The sequence below is a fragment of the Nostoc sp. LEGE 12454 genome, assembly GCF_056620565.1.
The window spans coordinates 197,682-217,434 of record NZ_JBWQXL010000004.1 but is presented as its reverse complement, the minus strand read 5'-3'; the positions used below and the strand labels follow the sequence as shown (position 1 = coordinate 217,434).

Sequence of the window (19,753 nt, the reverse complement as noted above, 5' to 3'; positions counted from 1 at the left end):
GGGGTGGGCGATCGTCCACCCCTAAGTTTTTTTAAGAGTCTAAATTTAGGCTCTTTTTTTGGCGGATAGTTCAGTAATTCGATAGTTCAGAAAAAGGCAGGTGAATAGGCACATGACAAAGAAGAAATACATTTACTGGCAAGATGATGATATGTGGTTAGGTTATCTCGAAGAATATCCCGACTATTGGACTCAAGGTGAAACTGAAGAGGAGTTAAGAGAAAATCTACTCGATATTTACAATGAATTAACAAGTGGAACTATCCAAAATATTCGTAGAGTTGCAGAACTTGAAGTTTCATGAAACGAAGAGATTTAATCAGTAAGATTGAAGAAATGGGTTGTATCTTCGTTCGTCATGGTGGCAAACATGATTGGTATCAGAATCCAATAACAAAAATTTCTCAAGCTGTTCCCAGACATAGAGAAATCAAGGAGCAACTTGCAAAACATATTATTAAAATGCTTAACAATGAAGCAGGCTAATGCTTAGAATAAGAGGTAATGTACTAGAGAGTTTAGGTACTCAGTATGACCCTTGAACAGCTTGAAGCCGAAGTTCTTGCACTTCCAAAAGATTCTCAAGTGATTTTATTAGCAAGATTACTGGAAAGATTGGGTCAATAAAGTGGAATAGATCAAGAAATTGCGGCTAGTTGGGCTGAAGAAGCCCAGATGCGTGATGAAGATATGAACGCCAATCAAATTACTGGTATTCCGGCTGAAGAAGTGTTTCAACGAGTTCGTGCATCTTTATAAGATTATTTGTTCTAAAATTGCTATATAAGCTATAAAAATATCTATTATATTTACCATGTAGACACCCAATCTATCAGTGATGGTAAATATATTATTCAAAAAGTATAACGTGCCTGAAAAGTCGGTATTAAAATTATTTACGATAAAGCCCAATTTATAAACTTGTCCATTTTATTGTCCTTTACCGCCTCTAAAGCAATATTTGCGTCAATTACCATTTCTCTAAAATAAGACTCCAAAGGCATAATTTCATCATCGTTATAAGTCTGATATATTTTATATGCAATGGCATCTAACAAAGAGTGACAATACTCTCGGCTACGTTTTGCATAATAATCGAATAGTCTACTGGTGGTACTACTAGAATGAACTAGCATATTACGAATACGATAGATGTTATAAACATCATCTTTGAGGTCAATAATTTTCTCAACCAAGTATTTTTCACAATAATTATTATTATAAAAAATTTCATTGACTTGATTTAAATCTGGCAACACTATGTTTTTAGAATTTAATTGTTTCTTTATTTCAGGGACTTTTTGTATAAATTTTTCTAAAAAATCTATTTTATCTTTATTAGCAGATAAGTAGTCTTGTAAATCCTGATCTATAGACTTAAATATATCCATTTCAGAAAATGTTAGAGGTGTAGTAAAAACGCGTCCAACTTGTCTTACTTCATGATATAAATTAAACTTTAATTCACTCAAAGTAAGAAGTAACTGTACTGTTCTAATACCTTCACTATCAAGCCATAAATCTATATTTTCTTTAAGAATCTTATTTTTATTCTTAAGACCATCTGATAGTTCGGGAAGCTTTTTAGAAATTGTTTTAGAATCATCAGAAAACTTTTCTACAGCAAACCATGAATTTAATATTTCTTCAGAACTTTGTGAAGCTTCAGTTGCTCGTCTATACCAGTCGATAGAAGCAAGCCATTTCGCTACAGTTGGATGACATATATCTTCAGAATATATCCACTGACCAAGCCTTTGTTGATCATTTTGTGAGTCAATAGAGTTATATCTGATAGTTTGCGGCTTATCCCTACCTTTAAAGTTAAAAGCTCGAATTTCTCCTTGAGAATCACAAATAACCCAATCACTTGATAAAATAATAGCCTGGTCTTTTCTATTTCGTGTTGAGAGGACAGCTATAGTTCTTTCAGCCATTTGTTGGGCTTTAATTTTCATAAATTTACTATCTACACCTCGGATATCCACTGCAACACAGTAATCCGAATTATCTTCAACAGTTATGCTGAGAATCTCATTTTTCTTAATGTATTTTCCATCTATTTTAGGACGATATAGTTCAACTTTACCTATATTAATTTTGTTTTTGAATTCAACACCTGTTATCTTGAAAATAACTGTATAAGTTTGAGGCTCCAGAGAATAAATTTCTCTTAGAAAATTAAGTCTCTGTTTAATAGTTGAATACTCATAATATTTTCTAAGTTCTTCCTTATATTCATCAATTGATTCTGTATCTTTTGATGGTGATCCAAATAAAGTTGGATACAAATTACCTGGACTAGGATATGTTGCTATATCTTCAAATTTTTGAAATTGATCATCTAGTATTGATTTCAATTCCAACATTCCTTTAGCATTAAATAATATAATTATCGTATCTACAAGAAATTCTATCTGAATAACATTTAAGTCTTTTTCAAGTATTTTTTCGTATAAAAGGTTAATAATTTGCCTCAAGCTATTTTCTGACGTTATTTTTATTTCTATACGTTTAAGTAATATTAAAATGTCGTCTAATTCAAATTTACTCTTATTGTCAGATAAAGCTTCAGTAATGAAATATAATTCTTGATCTACTTCTTTTGTCCAGGCTTTTCTAATTTTGTCTATATCATCAAGTTGCTCTTTTTTAAAACTACAGTAACTAGAAAATTGAATTTTAAAAAACTTTTTTCCGTAAGCATTTTGAGAAAACCGATTTTTATTATTCTGTATCTCTTCACGCAAATCGTGTAAAATTAATAATAAATGGCGACTATAAGATCCTTTTTGGTTATTTTCAATAGCATCGCATCTTCGCAACCACACTTGTTGTAAATTATCAATGTTTTTTATTACATATTCAGGCGCATTTGATAAAGTAAAATCCATTTTTTTCAGTTAATTATCAAAAAATTAATAATATAATCTTAATCCCAAAAAAAGGAAGAGTCGCAGACTTCATAACTTTTCATAGTTCATTGGTTTTGCAAGTCCTTCTGCAATCTCTCTTTTAGCAGATTGGGCAGATGCAATTAGTTGTTGTTGAGTTTTCTTAAATGATTTATTCCATTTCAATTCATCTTGCAAATCTTCTAGGTACTCTCGGAGATGTTCTGCTACTCTTTCTTGCACATCTTCAGATAAAGATTCCATCATCTTAATTACAGTAGCGATCGCTGGAGATGACATAATCGAATTTCCTTTATCAACTTTCCCTGTCTATTTTACTAAAAAAACTCAATCAAATCGCTTACTGTAGTCCCAAAGCTCTGAAGCGGGGAAAGTTTGTCCTACTGCTGCTTGTTGCACAGACTCTTGCAAATCGGCTAATATTTGTGCTTTTGGTTCTTGTTCATCAATCCAAGCTAAACCACTAACGTTATTAGAATTTATGGAACTTATAAGCTGTTGCCAAAGTTCTACAGGAACGAGTACATCTGTTGTTTCTCCATTTATGTTGGTCACATAACGAATCTGACTTTCAATTTGTGCAATTATCATTATGCTTAGTTCTCCTGTGATGATTTTTTGTACCAAATCGTTTTTTTCAACAACCACCAAACAGCATTTTGTATTTTTAGGGTTCGACTACGCGTAGACATCGCACCCCTAAACTATAATTTTACCAACTCTTTTAGGGTAAATTTTTGAATTGACTGGGAGTATCACAACGCACATCCCGCACCCGCAACTGTCAAAAAAGACACTCAAGATAAAAAATAGGAGATTACCAATTTAATTAAATCAACCTAACGAGGAAGACGAAATCCTCAAAAAGCTGTTACTTAATAACTAGTGACTTTTTGCCAAACATGATTTTGATAGCAGACGAATTGTGATGAATACAGCTAATTTTCCGTGGCTGACGACGATTATTCTGTTGCCGATAGCCGCTTCACTACTGATTCCCATCATCCCGGATAAAGAAGGCAAAACAGTGCGCTGGTACTCCCTCATTGTAGGGCTGATAGATTTTGCACTAATTGTTTATGCTTTTTATACTGGGTATGATTTCTCCAATCCAGATTTGCAGTTGGTCGAGAGTTACCCCTGGGTACCCCAACTAGATTTGAATTGGTCAGTAGGGGCAGATGGCTTATCTATGCCCCTAATTATTTTGACTGGATTCATTACCACGCTGGCGATTTTAGCAGCTTGGCCTGTCACCTTCAAGCCGAAGCTATTTTACTTCTTGATTTTGGCGATGTATGGCGGTCAAATAGCCGTGTTCGCCGTCCAGGATATGCTGTTATTTTTCCTGGTGTGGGAACTGGAACTAGTACCGATATACTTTCTGCTGTCGATTTGGGGAGGCAAAAGACGGCAGTATGCAGCGACTAAATTTATTTTATACACCGCCGGCGGTTCGCTGTTTATTTTGCTGTCTGCCCTGACAATGGGATTTTACGGCGATACGGTGACGTTTGACATGCGATCGCTCGCCTTAAAAGACTTCGCCCTCAATTTCCAACTTGCCGTCTATGCTGGCTTCCTGATTGCCTACGCCGTCAAGTTGCCGATTATTCCCTTGCACACCTGGCTACCTGATGCCCACGGTGAAGCAACAGCGCCTGTACACATGCTGCTAGCAGGTATTCTTCTGAAAATGGGCGGTTACGCCTTAATTCGGATGAATGCCCAAATGCTCCCCGATGCCCACGCTTATTTTGCACCAGTGTTCGTGGTTTTGGGGGTAGTTAATATCATCTACGCAGCCTTAACATCCTTTGCCCAGCGCAACCTGAAGCGAAAAATTGCCTACTCCTCAATTTCTCACATGGGCTTTGTGATGATTGGTATTGCCTCCTTCACCGATTTGGGATTGAGTGGAGCAGTGTTGCAAATGGTTTCCCACGGCTTAATTGGGGCGAGTTTGTTCTTCCTGGTTGGCGCAACTTACGATCGCACACACACCCTGATGTTGGATGAAATGGGCGGTGTTGCAAAGAGAATGCCGAAGATTTTCGCCATGTTCACCACTTGTTCGATGGCTTCTTTGGCATTGCCAGGGATGAGCGGTTTCGTGGCAGAATTAATGGTATTTGTCGGCTTTGCTACTAGCGATGCTTATAGCTCTACCTTCAAAGTCATTGTTGTATTCTTGATGGCAGTGGGAGTAATTTTAACTCCGATTTATCTGCTGTCAATGTTGCGAGAAATTTTCTACGGAGAAGAGAACAAGGAATTAGTTTCTCACCAAGCTTTGATAGATGCTGAACCCCGTGAAGTATTTATCATCGCCTGTTTGTTAATTCCAATTATTGGTATTGGTTTCTATCCAAAATTGCTGACTCAGATGTATGACGCTACAACTGTACAATTGACAGCAAGATTGCGTGATTCCGTACCGACATTAGCACAGCAAAAAGATGATGCACTAAAGGTTTCTTTGAGTGCGCCGGAGATTGGTAATTAAGTTGCGATCGCTAGTTTAGTTTAAATATTGATTAATTTGAGGGCGGGTTTTCTACCTGCCCTTTTTGTTACTCACTCGAAATTTTCGATTCGGTAAAGTAAAAAATCAACCATCGAACTGAGTTAAAAAAACTTTATATTGGTAAATAAATAATGAGATGTATTTTTTACAACTATCATAAAAATAGATTTTAAGCTGATTGATTTGTTTGCAACCAGTTAAGTAACTCTTCCATAGCAGTAAAATCTAACAAAGCTTCGCCAAGGTTTTCTAACTGATTTAAAGAAAGAGATTTGATGCGCTCTTGCAATTCTGGTGATAATTCTCCCACTCGTCTTTGTAGTAACCTTAAAATAAGTCGTTGTTCACCTTCTTGTTTTCCGCGCTCGTAGCCGATACGCTCACCTGTAGTTACGTATCTCATAGTCCGCTCCTGCTCAAATTTCATAAAAATAGATAGATTTTAAGCTGATTGATTTATTTGCAACCAGTTAAGTAAATCTTCCATAGCAGTAAAATCTAACAAACTTGGGGAAAATAAGCTTCTATAATTTCTTTCCAAGGGCTATCAAAATCAGCGCAATTGCTAATATTAGCTATGTCATTTTTTATTTGCCCAGAGTAACATTAAATTATAGATAGAGCAGCAGTACTTGCAGTGACTAGTTTAGAACTTTGCGTAATCGGAATCTCAACCCAAAATTCTGCTCCTTGTCCAGGTTCCGAAACACACCAAATAGCTCCGTTGTGTTTTTCTGTGACAATTTGAGCGCTAATTGCTAATCCTAATCCAGTGCCTTTACCTGCGGCTTTTGTGGTAAAGAAAGGGTCAAATAATCGTTGCTTAACTGCTTCGCTCATACCAGGGCCATTATCTGCAATTTTTACAGTTATACGATCCAAGTTGCGTAACTGAGTACGAATTACAATCTGGCTGGGTTTAGCTTCTATTTCCTCCAGAGTTCGCTTACTGTTATAACTATCCAGGGCATCAATGGCATTACCAATCAGATTCATAAATACCTGATTTAATTGTCCGGCATAGCATTCTACTAAGGGAATATCACCATATTCCTTGACTATTTCAATTCCGGCATTTCCAGACGTTTGTTTGAAGCGATTTTGTAAAATCAGTAGTGTGCTATCAATACCTTCATGAATGTTGACAGGCTTCATATCCGCTTCGTCAAGTCGAGAAAAATTCCGCAAGGAGAGAACTATTTCACGAATGCGATTAGCTCCCATTTTCATTGAAATTAGTATTTTAGGTAGATCCTCAACCATAAAGTCAAGGTCGATCGCTTCTATATGAGCTTCTACTTCAGGTGTTGAATGAGCATTGGACTGTTGATAAAGTTCTACTAGTTTCAATAAGCCCAGTGTATATTCATTTACATGGGTCAAATTACCGTAGATAAAGTTAACTGGGTTATTGATTTCATGAGCGACACCCGCCACTAATTGACCTAAACTCGACATTTTTTCGGTCTGAATCAGTTGAGCTTGAGTCTGTTTGAGATTGTGTAGAACTTGGTTGAGTTGTTCTGCCTGAATAGTAGCAGCAGCAGTAGCAGCGCGGCTTTGATTATATAATTGGGCTTGGTCAATAGCGATCGCTAACTGGTCAGCCACACCTCGAATGATTTCCACCTCATCATCACTCCAGGGGCGAAGCTCTCTACTATGTTCGCAGACAATCACACCCAAGCGACCCGACTGAGTTTGAACCGAAACTGTTAGTAGAGACTTAAGACCCAATGTCACCAGTAAATTCCGACTCTTGAAATCAAGCCACGAATCGCTTGCAATGTCATCAAAGCAAAGCAAATTCCCTTGCATAACAGCTTCACTCAGCGCTTCCACATTCTGGATAGGAGAACAGCCTAAAGGTTCTGTTAAATCGGGAGCGAAAGCTTGCTGACTCAGTTCTAAGCTAATAGATTCATCTTCTTGATGACACCAAAAAAACTGGCATCGATCGATCTGTAGCAGTTGCCGAACTTCAACTACTACTGTACTTAAAATGGTATTTAGATCCAGCGAGTTGCGAATTTGACTAGATAAACGAGTTTTAAGAATTTTCTCCCGTTCAACTAGCTTTCGCAATTCGACTTCAGACTGCTTTAACTCTAGCTGGGCCATCTGACGATTGACACTAGCTTTTGCTAGTAGCCAAGAACCAATGCCAATTAGTCCTACTAACCCAGCATATAGCAGTAACAATTGACTCAAAAATCGGTTTGATTTGGTTGTCAACGTTTCTGGCGACACCCACGAGACAATCTTCCAGTGATAGGATTTAGTATCAATTTGATTTTGGCTTGGCGCAAAAGCTTGTCCTGCTCCCGTGCTAGATTTTTGCCCTTCGACAAGTGGATAGACTGTGGTAAAAGTGAACATTCCCTCAGCAGTTTGGAATTGTCCCGATTCTTGTTGAGAAATCCGCTGCCATGCTTGGGGAAAAGTTTTGCCAAAAGTGCGGTTTTTGCGATCGGGAAACATAAATCCCCATTCATCTTCAGGCTTCGCTCCTTTTAACCAGTAGCCATCGGCATTCAGTAACATTCCCTGGCTAGAGGCGCTAGCGAAAGCTTGATTAAAATTGTCCAGCAGTTTTGCGCCGAAATAATTTAACACCACAATGCCCCGTTTCTGTCCACTACGATCGAAAACGGGAGCGCCAAAGCGGATCATTGGCTTCAAGGGTTGTTCAACCTGACCTCGTTCGATGTTGAGGTCGAGAGGAGAAACAAATACTTGTCCTTGGTTTAGCCGCAAAGTGTCATTAAACCAGTAGCGCTTGGCTTGAACTTGCAGTTTTTCTTCGGGGACAATCGCTGGTTCACCCTGGTTAAAGTTGACTCTGACAATTTCCTTACCCGATCGATCTAAAAAGCGAATTTGGTCGTAAAGTTTTTTATATCCAGAAAATAATAATAATTCTTGGGAAAGTGCCTGTTGTTGCCCATCCACTCCGTCTAAAATTCTTTCTAGCTCGTTTTGTTTAGAGATAACCATCAAATCTGAGACAACCGAGTGAAAGTCTCCGCTGATTACTTTAGTTTGTAAATCTACCTTACGGAGTTCATTTGTTTTGAACAGAACTTGCTCGGTTTGTACTTGTTGGTAGTAGATAGTCCCAATAACAACCCCAACTAACGCTGACAACGGCAAAAAAACCGTCAGGAAGCTTTTGATTAAAACTCGTGAATGGATCTGTGGTGACATATCTGATACTTAGGTACAACTCAAAAATTGGGCTGAAAATTAGCTAATTTCCAGCTACGCCACGTTTTCTGAGTCAAGGTTGAGAGAAGACTTTTTCTCCTGGTAGGTATAGGTAATCAGCCCAGCTACCAAATTCACCATGAAATTGAATACTCTGCGACTTCTGGAATGTTCTATTTGAACAAAGTTCCGCCCTTTTTTGCTATTGTCAGTTAGACACTCTGAGAAACAGTACCGAAAAACCACGAGTTTGATGTAAAGATTTTACACTTATAAGTATTTGGGTACTGAGAATAGAGATAGAAGGCGGTGTCTACGCTAAAAATGGTTTTTCATTCTTGTGCTGCGATCGCACATCAATAGATTACGTACAATCTATCTAGAATCAGATTTGGCAAAACCGCTCATGTTAAACTACAATGCACTGCATTGTTTGCCATCTTCCGAAGAATTACCCGACTCAGATGATACTGCTGTGGATAATGAACTCCAAAATTTAATTCCCGGCTTGCTAAAAACGATACTAGCTTTGGTTTGGTGCGATCGCTGGGATTGGTTTTTTGGTGTTGATATGGGTATTTATTATCACCCAGACAAACCAGCTATTGTCCCTGATGGGTTTCTCAGCTTAGGAGTTAAACGCTTCATCGATGAGGATTTACGCCTAAGTTATGTGCTGTGGGAAGAAAAGCAACTGCCAATTTTAGCGCTAGAAGTTGTTTCTCAAATATATCGAGAAGAATATAACATCAAGAAAGAATTTTATGCCAAAGATTTAGGAATTTTGTACTACGTTGTGTATAGTCCCCTGCGGCGTAAAAAGTCGCCTTTGGAAGTGTATCGCTTAGTCGATGGGGAATATATCTTAATGTCAGGAAATCCTGTTTGGCTACCAGAAATTGGCTTAGGAATTGGGCGAGAACGAGGAATTTATCAAGGTATAGTACGGGAGTGGCTGTACTGGTATGACGAAGAAGGGCAAAGATTGCTGACACCAGAAGAACGCATTAGGGAAGCGGAAGAACGCACAGCTTTTGAAGAACAGCGACGAGTGGAAGCAGAACAACAGGTGAAAATGTTAATTGAAAGGTTAAATGCACTTGGTGTTGATCCAGAAACGTTGTCATAGATTCACCAAATTTTGTAATTTTTGCTGCCTTAATGTTAATTAGCTTCCTGGCTGGGGAATTATATCTATAAAGTAACTCATAGCTTGACGGTATAAACGTAAAAGATAGTTGCTCAATAAATATATTTACCAAAACCTTCATCAAAAATATGGAAGTTAAATTAGGATTTGGGGCAATCCCAAAACCTCAATATGTCTTTGTCAGTAAAGAATCCGATCACTGTTGGTATATGCTTGCTGAAGATGAAAGACGCATCCCAATTTATGAAAGAGCTTTAACTGGAGCGATCACAGGAATAGAAGTTAACAAAAGGGTTGAAACTAGGTTTGGAGTAGTTGAAAAAACTGATTTATATATTTTGGCAGACAAACCCTATATTATTCGTTCAGGAAGTGAATCTTACTTTTCTCAAGGTTTGTTGTTATCTTTAGATGTTCTGACTTCTGGACAACTGTCTAATCTACTGACGATCGCCGTTAGCCCAGGAAATAGTAATGTAGTTTTTTGTAATATTTACGATCCAGTTACTTATTGCTCTATAGGTGTTAGTTGGGAAGGACATAGGGAAATTGATTGGCAAGCTTTAGGGCAGAAAGTAAGTTTAAAAATTAATAAAATTCACAATTTTAATCAAGATAAAAATCAATCTCAACCAGAAACAAGTGACAATATCAAAACGGTTGAACCCCGTGATGTTTTTATAGCTCAAACTGACACATATTTAGCCCAATTAAATTGGACTTCAGAGCAGGGAAGGGATTATTTGCAGCAGAAATATGGCAGGCGATCGCGTCTACAACTCACTGATACAGAAATTCTGGAATTCATTGATTACCTGAAGCTACAACTAACCCAAAATTGCTAAACTTAGGTGCTGCTATGTGAACTTTGGATAATTGCGATCGTTTTTAGTCCAAATCATCTTCGGTAAGTCCAGTATTTTTCATAATGCTAGTTCTTCTCATTCGTTAGCAACTTCCAACCAACCTTGAATTGCATCTTGCAGCATCTCTAACAAATGTTCATAGTTGTCTCCCCAAGTGTGGCATCCTGGTAGGGCAGGTACAGAAGCACACCACACACCGTCTTCTTGCCAGATAACTGCTTTAATTTTCATTACCAATCATCTCCACAAGATTGCGACTAATATTCTAGCGTCAAGCCGAGTGCGTAGGCGTAGCCCGTCGTGGACATCGCTTGTCCATTACATTCAGATGTTAGCCTCCTACAGGGATTGCACTCAACACGAAAAGGATTGACAACTGCATTAATCGTAGTCTCAAATTTACACCTTGTGAATGTTCATTAGTTGGTATCTCCGGGAAAAATAAGTATAAGGTGATGCCTCGCTTTTATATTTCACCCGTAGACAAGTACTAACCAAATACTAATCATAATCAGGAGTATTTCATGATTCCACTGATTTTAGGTGCTGCTGCTTTGGCTACTGGAGCCTTCGGAGCGCTAAAAGGTGCTGAAGGCATTGGCAATATGAATCAAGCAAAGGAAATTGGTGAACAGGCTCAACAAAAATACGAAAGTAGCTTGCAAAATTTAAAAGCAACCTGGGAAATTACCAACCAGTCAGCAGAAACCTATGGTCAAATGCAACTTCGTATTAAGCAGGGTACAATTTCAAACTTTATAGCTTTTATTGAGAGAATTGGTCAGCGAGCTTCCCAAAACAATCTGGATATTTTAACTGGATTAGACATCTCCACTCAGCAAATTCAGGAGTACAAAACAGAAGTTATCAAAGCTGAAGAGTGGGTGGAAGGTGGTGTGTCAGCAGCCGTTGCAGCCTCAGCAGCAGGCTCTGGTGCAGTTACCTTAGCAAGGAGTGTAGGTACTGTTACTGTTTCCAAGTTCTTTGGATTGTGGGCTAGTGAAGTCGCTATCTCACAAGTTGGTGGTGCTGCGGCTTGGACTGGAGCCATAACTTGGTTAGGTGGTGGTACTAGTATGGCGGTTGGTGGCGCTGTATTGGGAGGTATTACACTCGGCCCGGCGTTAATGGTTGGGGGTTTTCAACTTGCTGGTAAGGGTGAGGAAGCTTTGACTAAAGCACGAGAGTATGAAGCTAGGGTAAACATAGAAATTGCCAATATCGAAGCAGCTCAAGATTTTCTATTACAGGTTAAATGGCGAATAGTGGAACTGGCTAATTTAGTGTGTAATTTAAACAACCGTGCTAAATCTGCACTTCAAGAGCTTGAAGCCCAACCTTTTAATCGTGATCGCGATGCTAGGAAGTTTCAAGAAATAGCACTTTTAATTAAAGCACTTGCAGAAATTATGAAAATTCCTATTTTAGATAATGAAGGACTATTAAACCCTTCTACTTTAACCATCCAAGCTAAATATAAAACTCTGGGAGGTATTTAGCAATGGTTTTACCAAGTATCGGTACAATATGTACTGCGGTTAACGCCACAAAATCGTTAGTGACCATTGTTTCCAGTTACAAGCAAATTGGAGAGCAAGAACAGACTAAAAGGCGTGAGATAGCAGCTTTAGAAAAAACACAATGTGTTGAAATAGTTTCTTCAGCTTATGGTGAATATAAAATAATTGCCGAACAGGAACAGACAAAGAGACGAGAGATTGATGTTTGGGAAAACGAAACAATCACCAAGATTAATGCCCAACGAGAGTTACTGATGGCGTATCTAGATCGCTCTTTTGATGAACGTGCAGAAAACTTTCGCGCTTTGTTTGCTGTCGTTGATAATGCGATCGCATCCGGCAATAATGAGCAACTAGCCATTACCTTAAATTCAATCACAGAAATTGCTAAATCAAGCCCTTTCAAAGACCTTGCAAATTTAGCTTCTGTTCGCGCTGCCCTAGATGATCCAAATCACGAATGGACATTTTGATTTTATAACAGTGCGATCGCTCTCCCAAAACTTTCTAAAAAGCCTGCCGACGTAGGCTTTTTTCATGTACTGCGAAACTTCCAGGCTAGAGGCACTCTGAGATCATAGCGATCGCCAATACCCACACAGTGACAAATAAAGTTATCAAATATCGCTTTCATGCCAGCGATGCGATCGCAATAGTTGGGCTGTCTGTTCAATCCACAAGTTAAAATCTGCTTTATAAGTTGCGCTCATAGCCGTTCTCGATCAGCCGCATAGCTTAGGCAAGCCAAAATATCCTTATTTTCCAATACGCTCAAGTTCCTCTCGCAATACTCGCCGTAATGTATCTTCTAACGGTTCACGGCGCTGCTGAATGTACTCACGCAAGGCATCGTTAATCAAAGTTTGGTAATTTCCCCCACCTGCTGCGTGAGCTTGGTCACGAAACCATGCTAGTACTTCGTCATCTAGGCGAATTGTAATTCTAGTTTTGCCTGTTGGTGTTGATTCAATCGCTCCCCGCTTGCCCTGGCTAAAATCATACTCAGTTTCCATAATTTCCAAATTTAATACAATGTCAAGACTCCCAAATCTGGATTTTGGTCAAAAGCTTGGATATCCTCTAGATGCGATCGCAAAATCTCTTCAATCTGTCTGGTTGAACAATTGCCATAACGAATCCAAATCACTTTCGGAGGAAATCCTCGCAAAATGCTCAACTCATTAAAATCAGCATCTCTGGTGACAACAGTAAATCCATTTTGTCGGGCATACTCCCAAACAATTAGATCATCTGCTTGATCTAAGCTTATAAGAAAAAGATGCTGAGAGTTTGGATACATGTCAGCCAGTCGATCAACTAACCGAGGTGATAAGTTATGGTCAAACAATAACTTCATGCTTGCATTGTTAGCATTTGCCGTTCTCGATCAGCCGCATAGCTTAGGCAAGCCAAAATATCCTCTTGTGTCAAATAAGGAAAGTCATCAAGCACTTCCTCGTAGGTCATGCCAGAGGCAAGATATGATAAAACATCGTATACAGTAATTCGCATTCCTCGAATACAAGGCTTACCACCTCGCTTTCCTGGTTCGATTGTAATAATGTTTTGATACTGCACAGCTATTTAAGCCTCAAAAATCTTCATCGTCAACAAAAAATTCCGCATCGTCTTCCAATCGAGAATTACCCTGTCCAATACCAGCAAGTCCCCACAGAGGTTGCAGCAGTGCCATCCCAATTAACCCGACAACGGCACTAAAAGCTAGCACTAAACCCATTGGTATCTGAATCGATTGGAATGTTAAGAATTTTAACGATACGGGTGTGGCATTTTGAACTGAAATAATTGCGATCGCGATTACCCAAACTGCTACAACTAGAGATGTCAAAAAAGGAGCGATTTTCATATTTTGATCGAAATGAGAAGTTAGGAGTTAGGAGTTATATTTTGCTCGAAATTAGAAACGAGGAGTTAAGAATTGTTAATTTACAACTCTTAACTCCTAATTCATAACTCTTAACTTTTAATTCCTAACTCTGACAGATTAAACTGCTACTGCCTCTAGTTTAGCAATGGCACTCTCTAACTCTTGGGCGATTTGGGTGAGTTTTTCGGGAGTGTTGGTTTCTAGGTAGACGCGTACCAGTGGTTCTGTACCGGAAGGACGCAGTAAAACCCAGCTACCTTCTTCTAAATAGAGCTTAATACCGTCTTTACGCCCCACTTCCTTGACTTTAATTCCTGCTACCTCTGTAGGTGGATTTTTAGTAAAAGAGTCGATGACGGCGGTTTTGTGCGCCTCTGTGAGGTGCAAGTCTAGGCGGTTGTTGTAAAGTGGGCCATCGGCTTCAGCAATCGCTTCTTTAACAAGTTGACTTAGCGGTTTGCCTTCATAAGCGATCGCTTCTGCCACCAGCATATCGGCTAATACCCCGTCTTTTTCGGGAATATGCCCGATAATACTTAAACCACCTGATTCTTCTCCACCGATTAATACAGCAGTTTCCCGCATTTTTTCGCCGATGTATTTAAAACCAACTGCTGTTTCGTAAATTTGCAGCCCATTTTTAGCAGCGAAATTATCCAGCAGGTGGGTTGTAGCGACAGTGCGGACTATCGCGCCAGTTTTACCTTTGTTTTTGATTAAATGACGTGCTAGAAGTAGCAGCACGGTATTCGGAGTGAGGACGGTTCCTTGTTCATCTACGATACCAAAGCGATCGCTATCTCCATCCGTTGCCAAGCCCAAATCAGCTTGATCGCGAACTACTGCTTCCACTAACTCAACTAACTGTTCTCCTTTGGGTTCTGGCATTCCACCCCCAAATAAAACATCTCTCCAATCATGGAAACTTTCTAACTGAACGCCACTATGTTGCAAAACTTCATCTAAATAGCCGCGAGAGGTAGAATACAAAGCATCGTACTTTACCTTTAAATTAGCGCTTCTGATCTTTTCTACATCAAGTAGAGTGTAGATAAATTGCAGGTAATCTGGTTTCGGATCGAAAATTGAAATTGAACCTGATGGGTTGCTCCCAGGCAACTCATCCGATGCACCTTCTATATTTGCCACAATAGTATCAGTAATCTCTGGAGTGGCAGGCCCAGCATAATCGGGTATATATTTAATTCCACAGTAAGGTGCTGGATTATGGCTAGCAGTAAACATTAACGCCCCAGCGGAATTTAGGTGACGGGCATTGTAGGCAATTACTGGAGTGGGACAATCCCGATCGGTAATTTTTACAGTCCAACCCAAATCTGCTAATACTTGGGCCGCTGTTTGGGCAAACTGGTCAGCTAAAAAGCGAGTATCGTAGGCAATAAGTACTGGTCTATCTTTTGTGTAGGCTGTTTCTAAGTAAGTGGCGATTGCCCTTGTTACTTTCCGCACATTGGGGAAAGTAAAGTCATCGGCAATAATCCCTCGCCATCCATCGGTACCAAATTTTATCTTGCTAGACATTTTTGCCACTTGCTCCGGTACATTATCAGTACTATAAAAGCTTCCCGCAAAGCGTGTGTAGCAGCAAGTATCCTCCGAAGTTCTTTTCTAAGCAAGCCTTAGCTTAAACTTCTCCCCACCGTATTTTCTCTCACTGTTTCTGAGCAATGTCAACCCCCGATCGACCTTTTGCCAGTTATCACCTTTGGTCTCTAGTTGCCCCAGCGACTGGGCAAGAACGCTGGCATTGCCAGATGAGACGGGGGTTTATCAAAGCACGGCAACACGAACCACAAGTCAAAGCGCTTTTAACGCAAGCCACTGCACCCCAGCGGATTGGCATACTAGCTCAAAAAGGCGTTTATGAGTTTCATCATCACAGGCATCTGTTGAAGCAAGCAGATGGTGTAGAAAGAGTTGCCCAGCTACTAAAATTAGGCAACTCAAGCCTTCAAGTCCAGCAACGCGTGCTGCAAATTTTGCAAAAATATCACGATTCGCCGTTGCTTTTAGATAAAGATATTATCCAATTAACTCCGGGTGATGAAGGCTTTCCCAAACCGATAGTAGTTGAACAAGAAGATTATTGCTTTCGCTTATACGCGGCTATGGACTGTGTTTTTATTGAGTCTGATAGCACTTTACATATTTTGGATTTCAAAACTGGCAAGTCGGCTTTTGACAAACGACAGGCATTAGTTTACTTGTTAGCTGCTCGTTATCTTTACCCTGGACGAGAAGCTGTTGCATCATTTTATAATTTAGAAATATGTAAGAAATCAGACTTAATTAGTATTAACAATAGTGAATTAGAATCCTTAAAATTTGAGTTGGCGAATATTGCTCATAAACATCAGCACGATTTGCAAAAATATCAGGAAGAAACTAGTAATTTCAGTAAAATATTCCCTCCTAATCCTGGTTCTCACTGCCGCTTTTGCCCATTTAACTCTATCTGTGAGTTTGCTGATTTTAAGCAGCATCAATCATATCCACTGCCCAGCTTAAGAAGTTTAAGAGTTAATAGCTAATTAGTTTATTTATTTACCTTGGTTCAATTTTCAAAAAAATCTACTAAATACTCGTATTTTTACTGGACTGATTCTCTTCTCCTATCAGACAACCTAGATGTCAGATAAACCGATTTTTATCTTTGGTTGTAAGGAGTTAAGACTAGTGCGATTAACCGTAAATAAATCCGTATTTAGATTAGTAGGAATTTCGACGTTTCTTTTACTTCTAATATTTAAGGGCATTTTCCCTCAAACTGTTTATGCATTGCTGTCGTCTCTAGACGCTTGTGCTGTTCAAGCTGAATGTGCTGCTGCTGGCTCGGAATTAGCTTCTACTGCGAAGGCTGCAATTAGCACAACAAAAGCTCAAAATGAGCAGGTTCCAAATAAAGCTCAGGAGAGATATTGTTCTTTCTATCCACTTAATTTAGTTTGTGGGCCACAAGGTCAATCTTCAGTTCTTTATAATTACAAATTTCACCAAACAGTACATTACAGGAGGTCTGGTTCTCCTGACAAATTTGTAACTCATCATTTTCGAAGTTGGCGACCTGCGCCAGGGGCAATTAGAAGTTTAGCTCAACCTCCAGGTATTGAATTTGGTGGTGGTTATCCTCCATCTGGTGATTATGTAACGTGGATTCATTTAAATGATGGAGATGGTAATAATCAAACTCGTGGCGTCGTTTATGAATATTCAACTGGCGACACCATGACATGGGATGATTATGCAAATTATTCTAACAATAATATTGAGGGAGAATGGATTAGCGATGTGGTTCGTGCTGATATACTGCCAGATAATTCACCCGCTCGTGATAGGAAAGATTGATTTCAATAAAAGCGCGATGTAGTTGTTCAATTACTAAATCTTCACCAAATTAGAGGTTGCTGGCATGAAAGAGCTTTTTACGCTTCTCCAAAAGATTAAAGAAAATCCAGTTATCTACATAGACAAGCCATCAATTACTTGTCTTCATTCATTCTTAACTGGGTATATAGATAGTTTAATTACACTCGGATTTACTGACATAAGCTCTTGTGGAATGGAAGGGTTTCAAGAGTGGGTACAAGAAAGAGCAAAAACTAATACGACTCAATCTTGGGCTGGGATAATTCTCTCTTACTCTGGAAGTGAACAAGCTGCTTTTAATAGGTTTTTTGAAGAATTTGAGCAGTTCTTAAAGCAGAAACATGATTCAAACATTCAAAAAAATGAAGATATCTCAAGGCTTAGTGAGGAGATGAGTTTTCCTCGGTTTGATATTTACAACGAGATTCCAAGTAATATAAAGAAAAGACCAGGAATGTATTTAGGAAGTAGTTCAATTACTAGACTTGATATGCTTCTGCGAGGATATAGTCTGGCTCGAAGAGAAGTTGGTGTACCTCCAACTGAGCCAGAAAGGGAATTTGAAGGTTTTCAATCATGGATTGAAGAGAAATATGGAATTAACTCAGGTCAGTCATGGTCTAAAATAATTCTTTTTTATTCTGTAGATGAGCATGAGGCACTACAGAAATTTTTTGAACTATTTGAAGAATACTTGAATAGGAATAAGAGTTTAGAAATAGACGAAAATTGTGGTTAGGGAGTGAGTATTAAAGTGCATTAGCTTACAGCATAATACACTCTAGTCCTTAAATTAAATTGGAGTAATCAATATGATGAATCTTTCTACACTTCTCCAAAAGATCAAAGAAAATCCCGTCATATACATAGATAAGCCATCAATTACCTGCCTTCGTTCCTTTGTCTGGGGGTATTTAAGTCAACTAAGTAATTTAGGATTAACTCCTGAAGGCGACTCACTGGAAGGATTTAATGAATGGATGCAAGAAAGAGAAAAAATTAATACAACTCAATCTTGGGTTGAGATAATTCTGTTTCTTTCTAGTAGTGAAAGAGATGCTTTTTATAGTTTTTTTGAATTATTTGAAAAGTTCATAAAGCATAAAACCAATTCAAAAATGCAAAAAAATGAAGACATTTTAAGGCTTCGTCAGGATTTGATGTTTCCTCGGTTTGATATTTACAAGGAGATTCTAGGCGCTATAAAGAAAAGACCAGGAATGTATTTAGGAGATAGTCTAATCACTGAATTAGATATGCGTTTGCGAGGATATAGTCTGGCTCGAAGAGAAGTTGGTGTAGCTCCAACTGAGCCAGAAAGAGAATTTGAAGGTTTTCAATCATGGATTGAAGAGAAATATGGAATTAACTCAGGTCAGTCATGGTCTAAAATAATTCTTTTTTATTCTGTAGATGAGCATGAGGCACTACAGAAATTTTTTGAATTGTTTGAAGAATACTTGAATAGGAATAAGATTTTAGAAATAGACGAAAATAGTGGTTAAGCAGAGAGTATTAAGGTGCGTTAGCCTACGGCATAGCACACTCTAGTCCCTAAATTAAATTGGAGTAATTAATATGATGAATCTTTCTACGCTTCTCCAAAAGATTAAAGAAAATCCAGTTATGTATATAGATAAGCCATCAATTACTTGTCTTGATTTCTTTGTACGTGGGTATTTAAGTCAACTAAGTGACTTAGGATTAACTCCTGAAGGCGACCCAATGGAAGGATTTCAAGAATGGATACAAGAAAGAGCAAAAACTAATTTGACTCAATCTTGGGCTGGAATACTTATATTTTCCTGTGGTAGTGACAGAAATGCTTTCTATAGTTTTTTTGAACTATTTGAAAAATTTATAAAACAGAAAAATGATTCAGAAATTCAAGGAAGTGAAGACCTTTTAAGGCTTCGTCAGGATTTGATATTTCCTCGGTTTAATATTTACAAGGAGATTCTAGGTGCTATAAAGAAAAGACCAGGAATGTATTTAGGAAGTAGTTCAATTACTAGACTTGATATGCTTTTGCGAGGATATAGTCTGGCTCGAAGAGAAGTTGGCGTAACTCCAACTGAGCCAGAAAGAGAATTTGAAGGTTTTCAATCATGGATTGAAGAAAAATATGGAATTAACTCAGGTCAGTCATGGTCTAAAATAATCCTTTTCTATTCTGTAGATGAGCATGAGGCACTACAGAAATTTTTTGAATTATTTGAAGAATATTTGAATAAGAACAAGAGTTCAGAAGTAGACGAAATTTGTGATTAAACAGAGAGTATTAAGGTGCGTT

The 19,753-nt window shown here is 38.6% G+C and carries 24 protein-coding genes and 2 pseudogenes; 13 read left to right on the top strand and 13 right to left on the bottom strand.

Going from position 1 to position 19,753, the window contains the following annotated elements; all coding sequences use genetic code 11:
* The first annotated feature begins 112 nt into the window (after nt 1-112).
* The 3 genes from AC1F2U_RS06455 to AC1F2U_RS06445 all read left to right on the top strand — a co-directional run bounded on the left by AC1F2U_RS06455 (nt 113) and on the right by AC1F2U_RS06445 (nt 759).
* Entirely contained in the window at nt 113-304 is a 192-nt protein-coding gene (locus AC1F2U_RS06455) for a type II toxin-antitoxin system HicB family antitoxin (RefSeq protein WP_094329072.1), read from the top strand.
* Entirely contained in the window at nt 301-486 is a 186-nt protein-coding gene (locus tag AC1F2U_RS06450; protein ID WP_334895763.1) for a type II toxin-antitoxin system HicA family toxin, read from the top strand. The genes AC1F2U_RS06455 and AC1F2U_RS06450 overlap by 4 nt, the downstream gene beginning before the upstream one ends.
* Before the next feature lie 147 nt (nt 487-633).
* Entirely contained in the window at nt 634-759 is a 126-nt protein-coding gene (locus tag AC1F2U_RS06445; RefSeq protein WP_480260439.1) for an addiction module protein, read from the top strand.
* A gap of 137 nt (nt 760-896) precedes the next feature.
* Here AC1F2U_RS06445 and AC1F2U_RS06440 read toward each other — a convergent pair whose 3' ends face one another.
* From AC1F2U_RS06440 to AC1F2U_RS06430, 3 genes are all read right to left on the bottom strand, one after another.
* Nucleotides 897-2,894 (bottom strand): hypothetical protein, encoded by a 1,998-nt coding sequence (locus tag AC1F2U_RS06440; protein WP_480260353.1) that lies wholly within the window; start codon nt 2,892-2,894, stop codon nt 897-899.
* Between the two features lie 69 nt (nt 2,895-2,963).
* Nucleotides 2,964-3,194, bottom strand: coding sequence for a hypothetical protein (locus AC1F2U_RS06435; RefSeq protein WP_298914270.1), 231 nt, complete (start codon nt 3,192-3,194; stop codon nt 2,964-2,966).
* A 48-nt stretch (nt 3,195-3,242) separates the two neighbouring features.
* Nucleotides 3,243-3,506, bottom strand: a complete 264-nt coding sequence (locus AC1F2U_RS06430) for a hypothetical protein (protein WP_480260352.1) — start codon at nt 3,504-3,506, stop codon at nt 3,243-3,245.
* A gap of 337 nt (nt 3,507-3,843) precedes the next feature.
* Here AC1F2U_RS06430 and AC1F2U_RS06425 point away from each other — a divergent pair, with 337 nt between their 5' ends.
* On the top strand, nt 3,844-5,421 hold the full coding sequence (locus AC1F2U_RS06425; RefSeq protein ID WP_480260351.1) for an NAD(P)H-quinone oxidoreductase subunit 4: 1,578 nt from the start codon (nt 3,844-3,846) through the stop codon (nt 5,419-5,421).
* 190 nt (nt 5,422-5,611) lie between these two features.
* Here AC1F2U_RS06425 and AC1F2U_RS06420 read toward each other — a convergent pair.
* From AC1F2U_RS06420 to AC1F2U_RS06410, 3 genes and pseudogenes are all read right to left on the bottom strand, one after another.
* A pseudogene (locus tag AC1F2U_RS06420) lies at nt 5,612-5,872 on the bottom strand (DUF4351 domain-containing protein); the annotation flags it as partial.
* A 176-nt stretch (nt 5,873-6,048) separates the two neighbouring features.
* Nucleotides 6,049-8,649 carry an ATP-binding protein gene (locus AC1F2U_RS06415; protein ID WP_480260350.1) on the bottom strand — a complete coding sequence of 867 codons (2,601 nt, stop codon included), beginning with the start codon at nt 8,647-8,649 and terminating at the stop codon, nt 6,049-6,051.
* 54 nt (nt 8,650-8,703) lie between these two features.
* Nucleotides 8,704-8,841: pseudogene (locus AC1F2U_RS06410) on the bottom strand (IS982 family transposase); the annotation flags it as partial.
* A 214-nt stretch (nt 8,842-9,055) separates the two neighbouring features.
* On the opposite strand from AC1F2U_RS06410, the gene AC1F2U_RS06405 reads away from it, so the two are divergent.
* Both AC1F2U_RS06405 and AC1F2U_RS06400 read left to right on the top strand, forming a co-directional pair.
* Entirely contained in the window at nt 9,056-9,778 is a 723-nt protein-coding gene (locus tag AC1F2U_RS06405) for a Uma2 family endonuclease (protein WP_480260349.1), read from the top strand.
* A 149-nt stretch (nt 9,779-9,927) separates the two neighbouring features.
* Complete coding sequence (locus tag AC1F2U_RS06400; protein WP_480260348.1) at nt 9,928-10,644, top strand: hypothetical protein; 717 nt, start codon at nt 9,928-9,930, stop codon at nt 10,642-10,644.
* 96 nt (nt 10,645-10,740) lie between these two features.
* Here the strand turns inward: AC1F2U_RS06400 and AC1F2U_RS06395 are convergent, their stop codons facing one another.
* Nucleotides 10,741-10,896 (bottom strand): type II toxin-antitoxin system HicB family antitoxin, encoded by a 156-nt coding sequence (locus tag AC1F2U_RS06395; protein ID WP_480260347.1) that lies wholly within the window; start codon nt 10,894-10,896, stop codon nt 10,741-10,743.
* 293 nt (nt 10,897-11,189) lie between these two features.
* On the opposite strand from AC1F2U_RS06395, the gene AC1F2U_RS06390 reads away from it, so the two are divergent.
* Complete coding sequence (locus AC1F2U_RS06390) at nt 11,190-12,164, top strand: hypothetical protein (RefSeq protein WP_480260346.1); 975 nt, start codon at nt 11,190-11,192, stop codon at nt 12,162-12,164.
* Between the two features lie 2 nt (nt 12,165-12,166).
* Nucleotides 12,167-12,658, top strand: a complete 492-nt coding sequence (locus tag AC1F2U_RS06385; RefSeq protein ID WP_480260345.1) for a hypothetical protein — start codon at nt 12,167-12,169, stop codon at nt 12,656-12,658.
* 144 nt (nt 12,659-12,802) lie between these two features.
* Here AC1F2U_RS06385 and AC1F2U_RS06380 read toward each other — a convergent pair whose 3' ends face one another.
* The 6 genes from AC1F2U_RS06380 to AC1F2U_RS06355 form a co-directional block, all read right to left on the bottom strand.
* Nucleotides 12,803-12,895, bottom strand: a complete 93-nt coding sequence (locus tag AC1F2U_RS06380) for a DUF29 family protein (RefSeq protein ID WP_480260344.1) — start codon at nt 12,893-12,895, stop codon at nt 12,803-12,805.
* A 45-nt stretch (nt 12,896-12,940) separates the two neighbouring features.
* Nucleotides 12,941-13,198: a BrnA antitoxin family protein gene (locus AC1F2U_RS06375; protein ID WP_480260343.1), complete on the bottom strand. Its 258-nt coding sequence runs from the start codon at nt 13,196-13,198 to the stop codon at nt 12,941-12,943.
* Nucleotides 13,199-13,209: 11 nt separating this feature from the next.
* Complete coding sequence (locus tag AC1F2U_RS06370; RefSeq protein WP_480260342.1) at nt 13,210-13,542, bottom strand: DUF5615 family PIN-like protein; 333 nt, start codon at nt 13,540-13,542, stop codon at nt 13,210-13,212.
* A complete protein-coding gene (locus tag AC1F2U_RS06365; protein ID WP_094347786.1) occupies nt 13,539-13,763 on the bottom strand; it encodes a DUF433 domain-containing protein in 225 nt (74 codons plus the stop codon). Before AC1F2U_RS06365 ends, AC1F2U_RS06370 begins: the two co-directional genes overlap by 4 nt.
* A gap of 13 nt (nt 13,764-13,776) precedes the next feature.
* The gene (locus AC1F2U_RS06360) at nt 13,777-14,052 is read right to left on the bottom strand and encodes a LapA family protein (RefSeq protein WP_322650706.1); all 276 of its coding nucleotides are present in this window, start codon (nt 14,050-14,052) and stop codon (nt 13,777-13,779) included.
* A 138-nt stretch (nt 14,053-14,190) separates the two neighbouring features.
* On the bottom strand, nt 14,191-15,615 hold the full coding sequence (locus AC1F2U_RS06355) for a phosphoglucomutase/phosphomannomutase family protein (RefSeq protein ID WP_480260341.1): 1,425 nt from the start codon (nt 15,613-15,615) through the stop codon (nt 14,191-14,193).
* A 146-nt stretch (nt 15,616-15,761) separates the two neighbouring features.
* Between AC1F2U_RS06355 and AC1F2U_RS06350 the strand changes: the two genes are divergently transcribed.
* The 5 genes from AC1F2U_RS06350 to AC1F2U_RS06330 all read left to right on the top strand — a co-directional run bounded on the left by AC1F2U_RS06350 (nt 15,762) and on the right by AC1F2U_RS06330 (nt 19,731).
* Nucleotides 15,762-16,625 carry a PD-(D/E)XK nuclease family protein gene (locus AC1F2U_RS06350; RefSeq protein ID WP_480260340.1) on the top strand — a complete coding sequence of 288 codons (864 nt, stop codon included), beginning with the start codon at nt 15,762-15,764 and terminating at the stop codon, nt 16,623-16,625.
* A 145-nt stretch (nt 16,626-16,770) separates the two neighbouring features.
* Nucleotides 16,771-17,439, top strand: a complete 669-nt coding sequence (locus AC1F2U_RS06345) for a hypothetical protein (RefSeq protein WP_480260339.1) — start codon at nt 16,771-16,773, stop codon at nt 17,437-17,439.
* A 64-nt stretch (nt 17,440-17,503) separates the two neighbouring features.
* Nucleotides 17,504-18,199, top strand: coding sequence for a hypothetical protein (locus AC1F2U_RS06340; RefSeq protein ID WP_480260338.1), 696 nt, complete (start codon nt 17,504-17,506; stop codon nt 18,197-18,199).
* Nucleotides 18,200-18,272: 73 nt separating this feature from the next.
* Nucleotides 18,273-18,965: a hypothetical protein gene (locus tag AC1F2U_RS06335; protein ID WP_480260337.1), complete on the top strand. Its 693-nt coding sequence runs from the start codon at nt 18,273-18,275 to the stop codon at nt 18,963-18,965.
* A 73-nt stretch (nt 18,966-19,038) separates the two neighbouring features.
* Nucleotides 19,039-19,731 carry a hypothetical protein gene (locus tag AC1F2U_RS06330; RefSeq protein ID WP_480260336.1) on the top strand — a complete coding sequence of 231 codons (693 nt, stop codon included), beginning with the start codon at nt 19,039-19,041 and terminating at the stop codon, nt 19,729-19,731.
* Nucleotides 19,732-19,753 lie beyond the last annotated feature (22 nt).

Bases quoted from the DNA above. Each gene is read 5' to 3' on its own strand.
- AC1F2U_RS06455 (WP_094329072.1), top strand. From the start codon at position 113: ATGACAAAGAAGAAATACATTTACTGGCAAGATGATGATATGTGGTTA.
- AC1F2U_RS06450 (WP_334895763.1), top strand. From the start codon at position 301: ATGAAACGAAGAGATTTAATCAGTAAGATTGAAGAAATGGGTTGTATC.
- AC1F2U_RS06440 (WP_480260353.1), bottom strand. From the start codon at position 2,894: ATGGATTTTACTTTATCAAATGCGCCTGAATATGTAATAAAAAACATT.
- AC1F2U_RS06435 (WP_298914270.1), bottom strand. From the start codon at position 3,194: ATGTCATCTCCAGCGATCGCTACTGTAATTAAGATGATGGAATCTTTA.
- AC1F2U_RS06430 (WP_480260352.1), bottom strand. From the start codon at position 3,506: ATGATAATTGCACAAATTGAAAGTCAGATTCGTTATGTGACCAACATA.
- AC1F2U_RS06425 (WP_480260351.1), top strand. From the start codon at position 3,844: ATGAATACAGCTAATTTTCCGTGGCTGACGACGATTATTCTGTTGCCG.
- AC1F2U_RS06415 (WP_480260350.1), bottom strand. From the start codon at position 8,649: ATGTCACCACAGATCCATTCACGAGTTTTAATCAAAAGCTTCCTGACG.
- AC1F2U_RS06405 (WP_480260349.1), top strand. From the start codon at position 9,056: ATGTTAAACTACAATGCACTGCATTGTTTGCCATCTTCCGAAGAATTA.
- AC1F2U_RS06400 (WP_480260348.1), top strand. From the start codon at position 9,928: ATGGAAGTTAAATTAGGATTTGGGGCAATCCCAAAACCTCAATATGTC.
- AC1F2U_RS06395 (WP_480260347.1), bottom strand. From the start codon at position 10,896: ATGAAAATTAAAGCAGTTATCTGGCAAGAAGACGGTGTGTGGTGTGCT.
- AC1F2U_RS06390 (WP_480260346.1), top strand. From the start codon at position 11,190: ATGATTCCACTGATTTTAGGTGCTGCTGCTTTGGCTACTGGAGCCTTC.
- AC1F2U_RS06385 (WP_480260345.1), top strand. From the start codon at position 12,167: ATGGTTTTACCAAGTATCGGTACAATATGTACTGCGGTTAACGCCACA.
- AC1F2U_RS06380 (WP_480260344.1), bottom strand. From the start codon at position 12,895: ATGAGCGCAACTTATAAAGCAGATTTTAACTTGTGGATTGAACAGACA.
- AC1F2U_RS06375 (WP_480260343.1), bottom strand. From the start codon at position 13,198: ATGGAAACTGAGTATGATTTTAGCCAGGGCAAGCGGGGAGCGATTGAA.
- AC1F2U_RS06370 (WP_480260342.1), bottom strand. From the start codon at position 13,542: ATGAAGTTATTGTTTGACCATAACTTATCACCTCGGTTAGTTGATCGA.
- AC1F2U_RS06360 (WP_322650706.1), bottom strand. From the start codon at position 14,052: ATGAAAATCGCTCCTTTTTTGACATCTCTAGTTGTAGCAGTTTGGGTA.
- AC1F2U_RS06355 (WP_480260341.1), bottom strand. From the start codon at position 15,615: ATGTCTAGCAAGATAAAATTTGGTACCGATGGATGGCGAGGGATTATT.
- AC1F2U_RS06350 (WP_480260340.1), top strand. From the start codon at position 15,762: ATGTCAACCCCCGATCGACCTTTTGCCAGTTATCACCTTTGGTCTCTA.
- AC1F2U_RS06340 (WP_480260338.1), top strand. From the start codon at position 17,504: ATGAAAGAGCTTTTTACGCTTCTCCAAAAGATTAAAGAAAATCCAGTT.
- AC1F2U_RS06335 (WP_480260337.1), top strand. From the start codon at position 18,273: ATGATGAATCTTTCTACACTTCTCCAAAAGATCAAAGAAAATCCCGTC.
- AC1F2U_RS06330 (WP_480260336.1), top strand. From the start codon at position 19,039: ATGATGAATCTTTCTACGCTTCTCCAAAAGATTAAAGAAAATCCAGTT.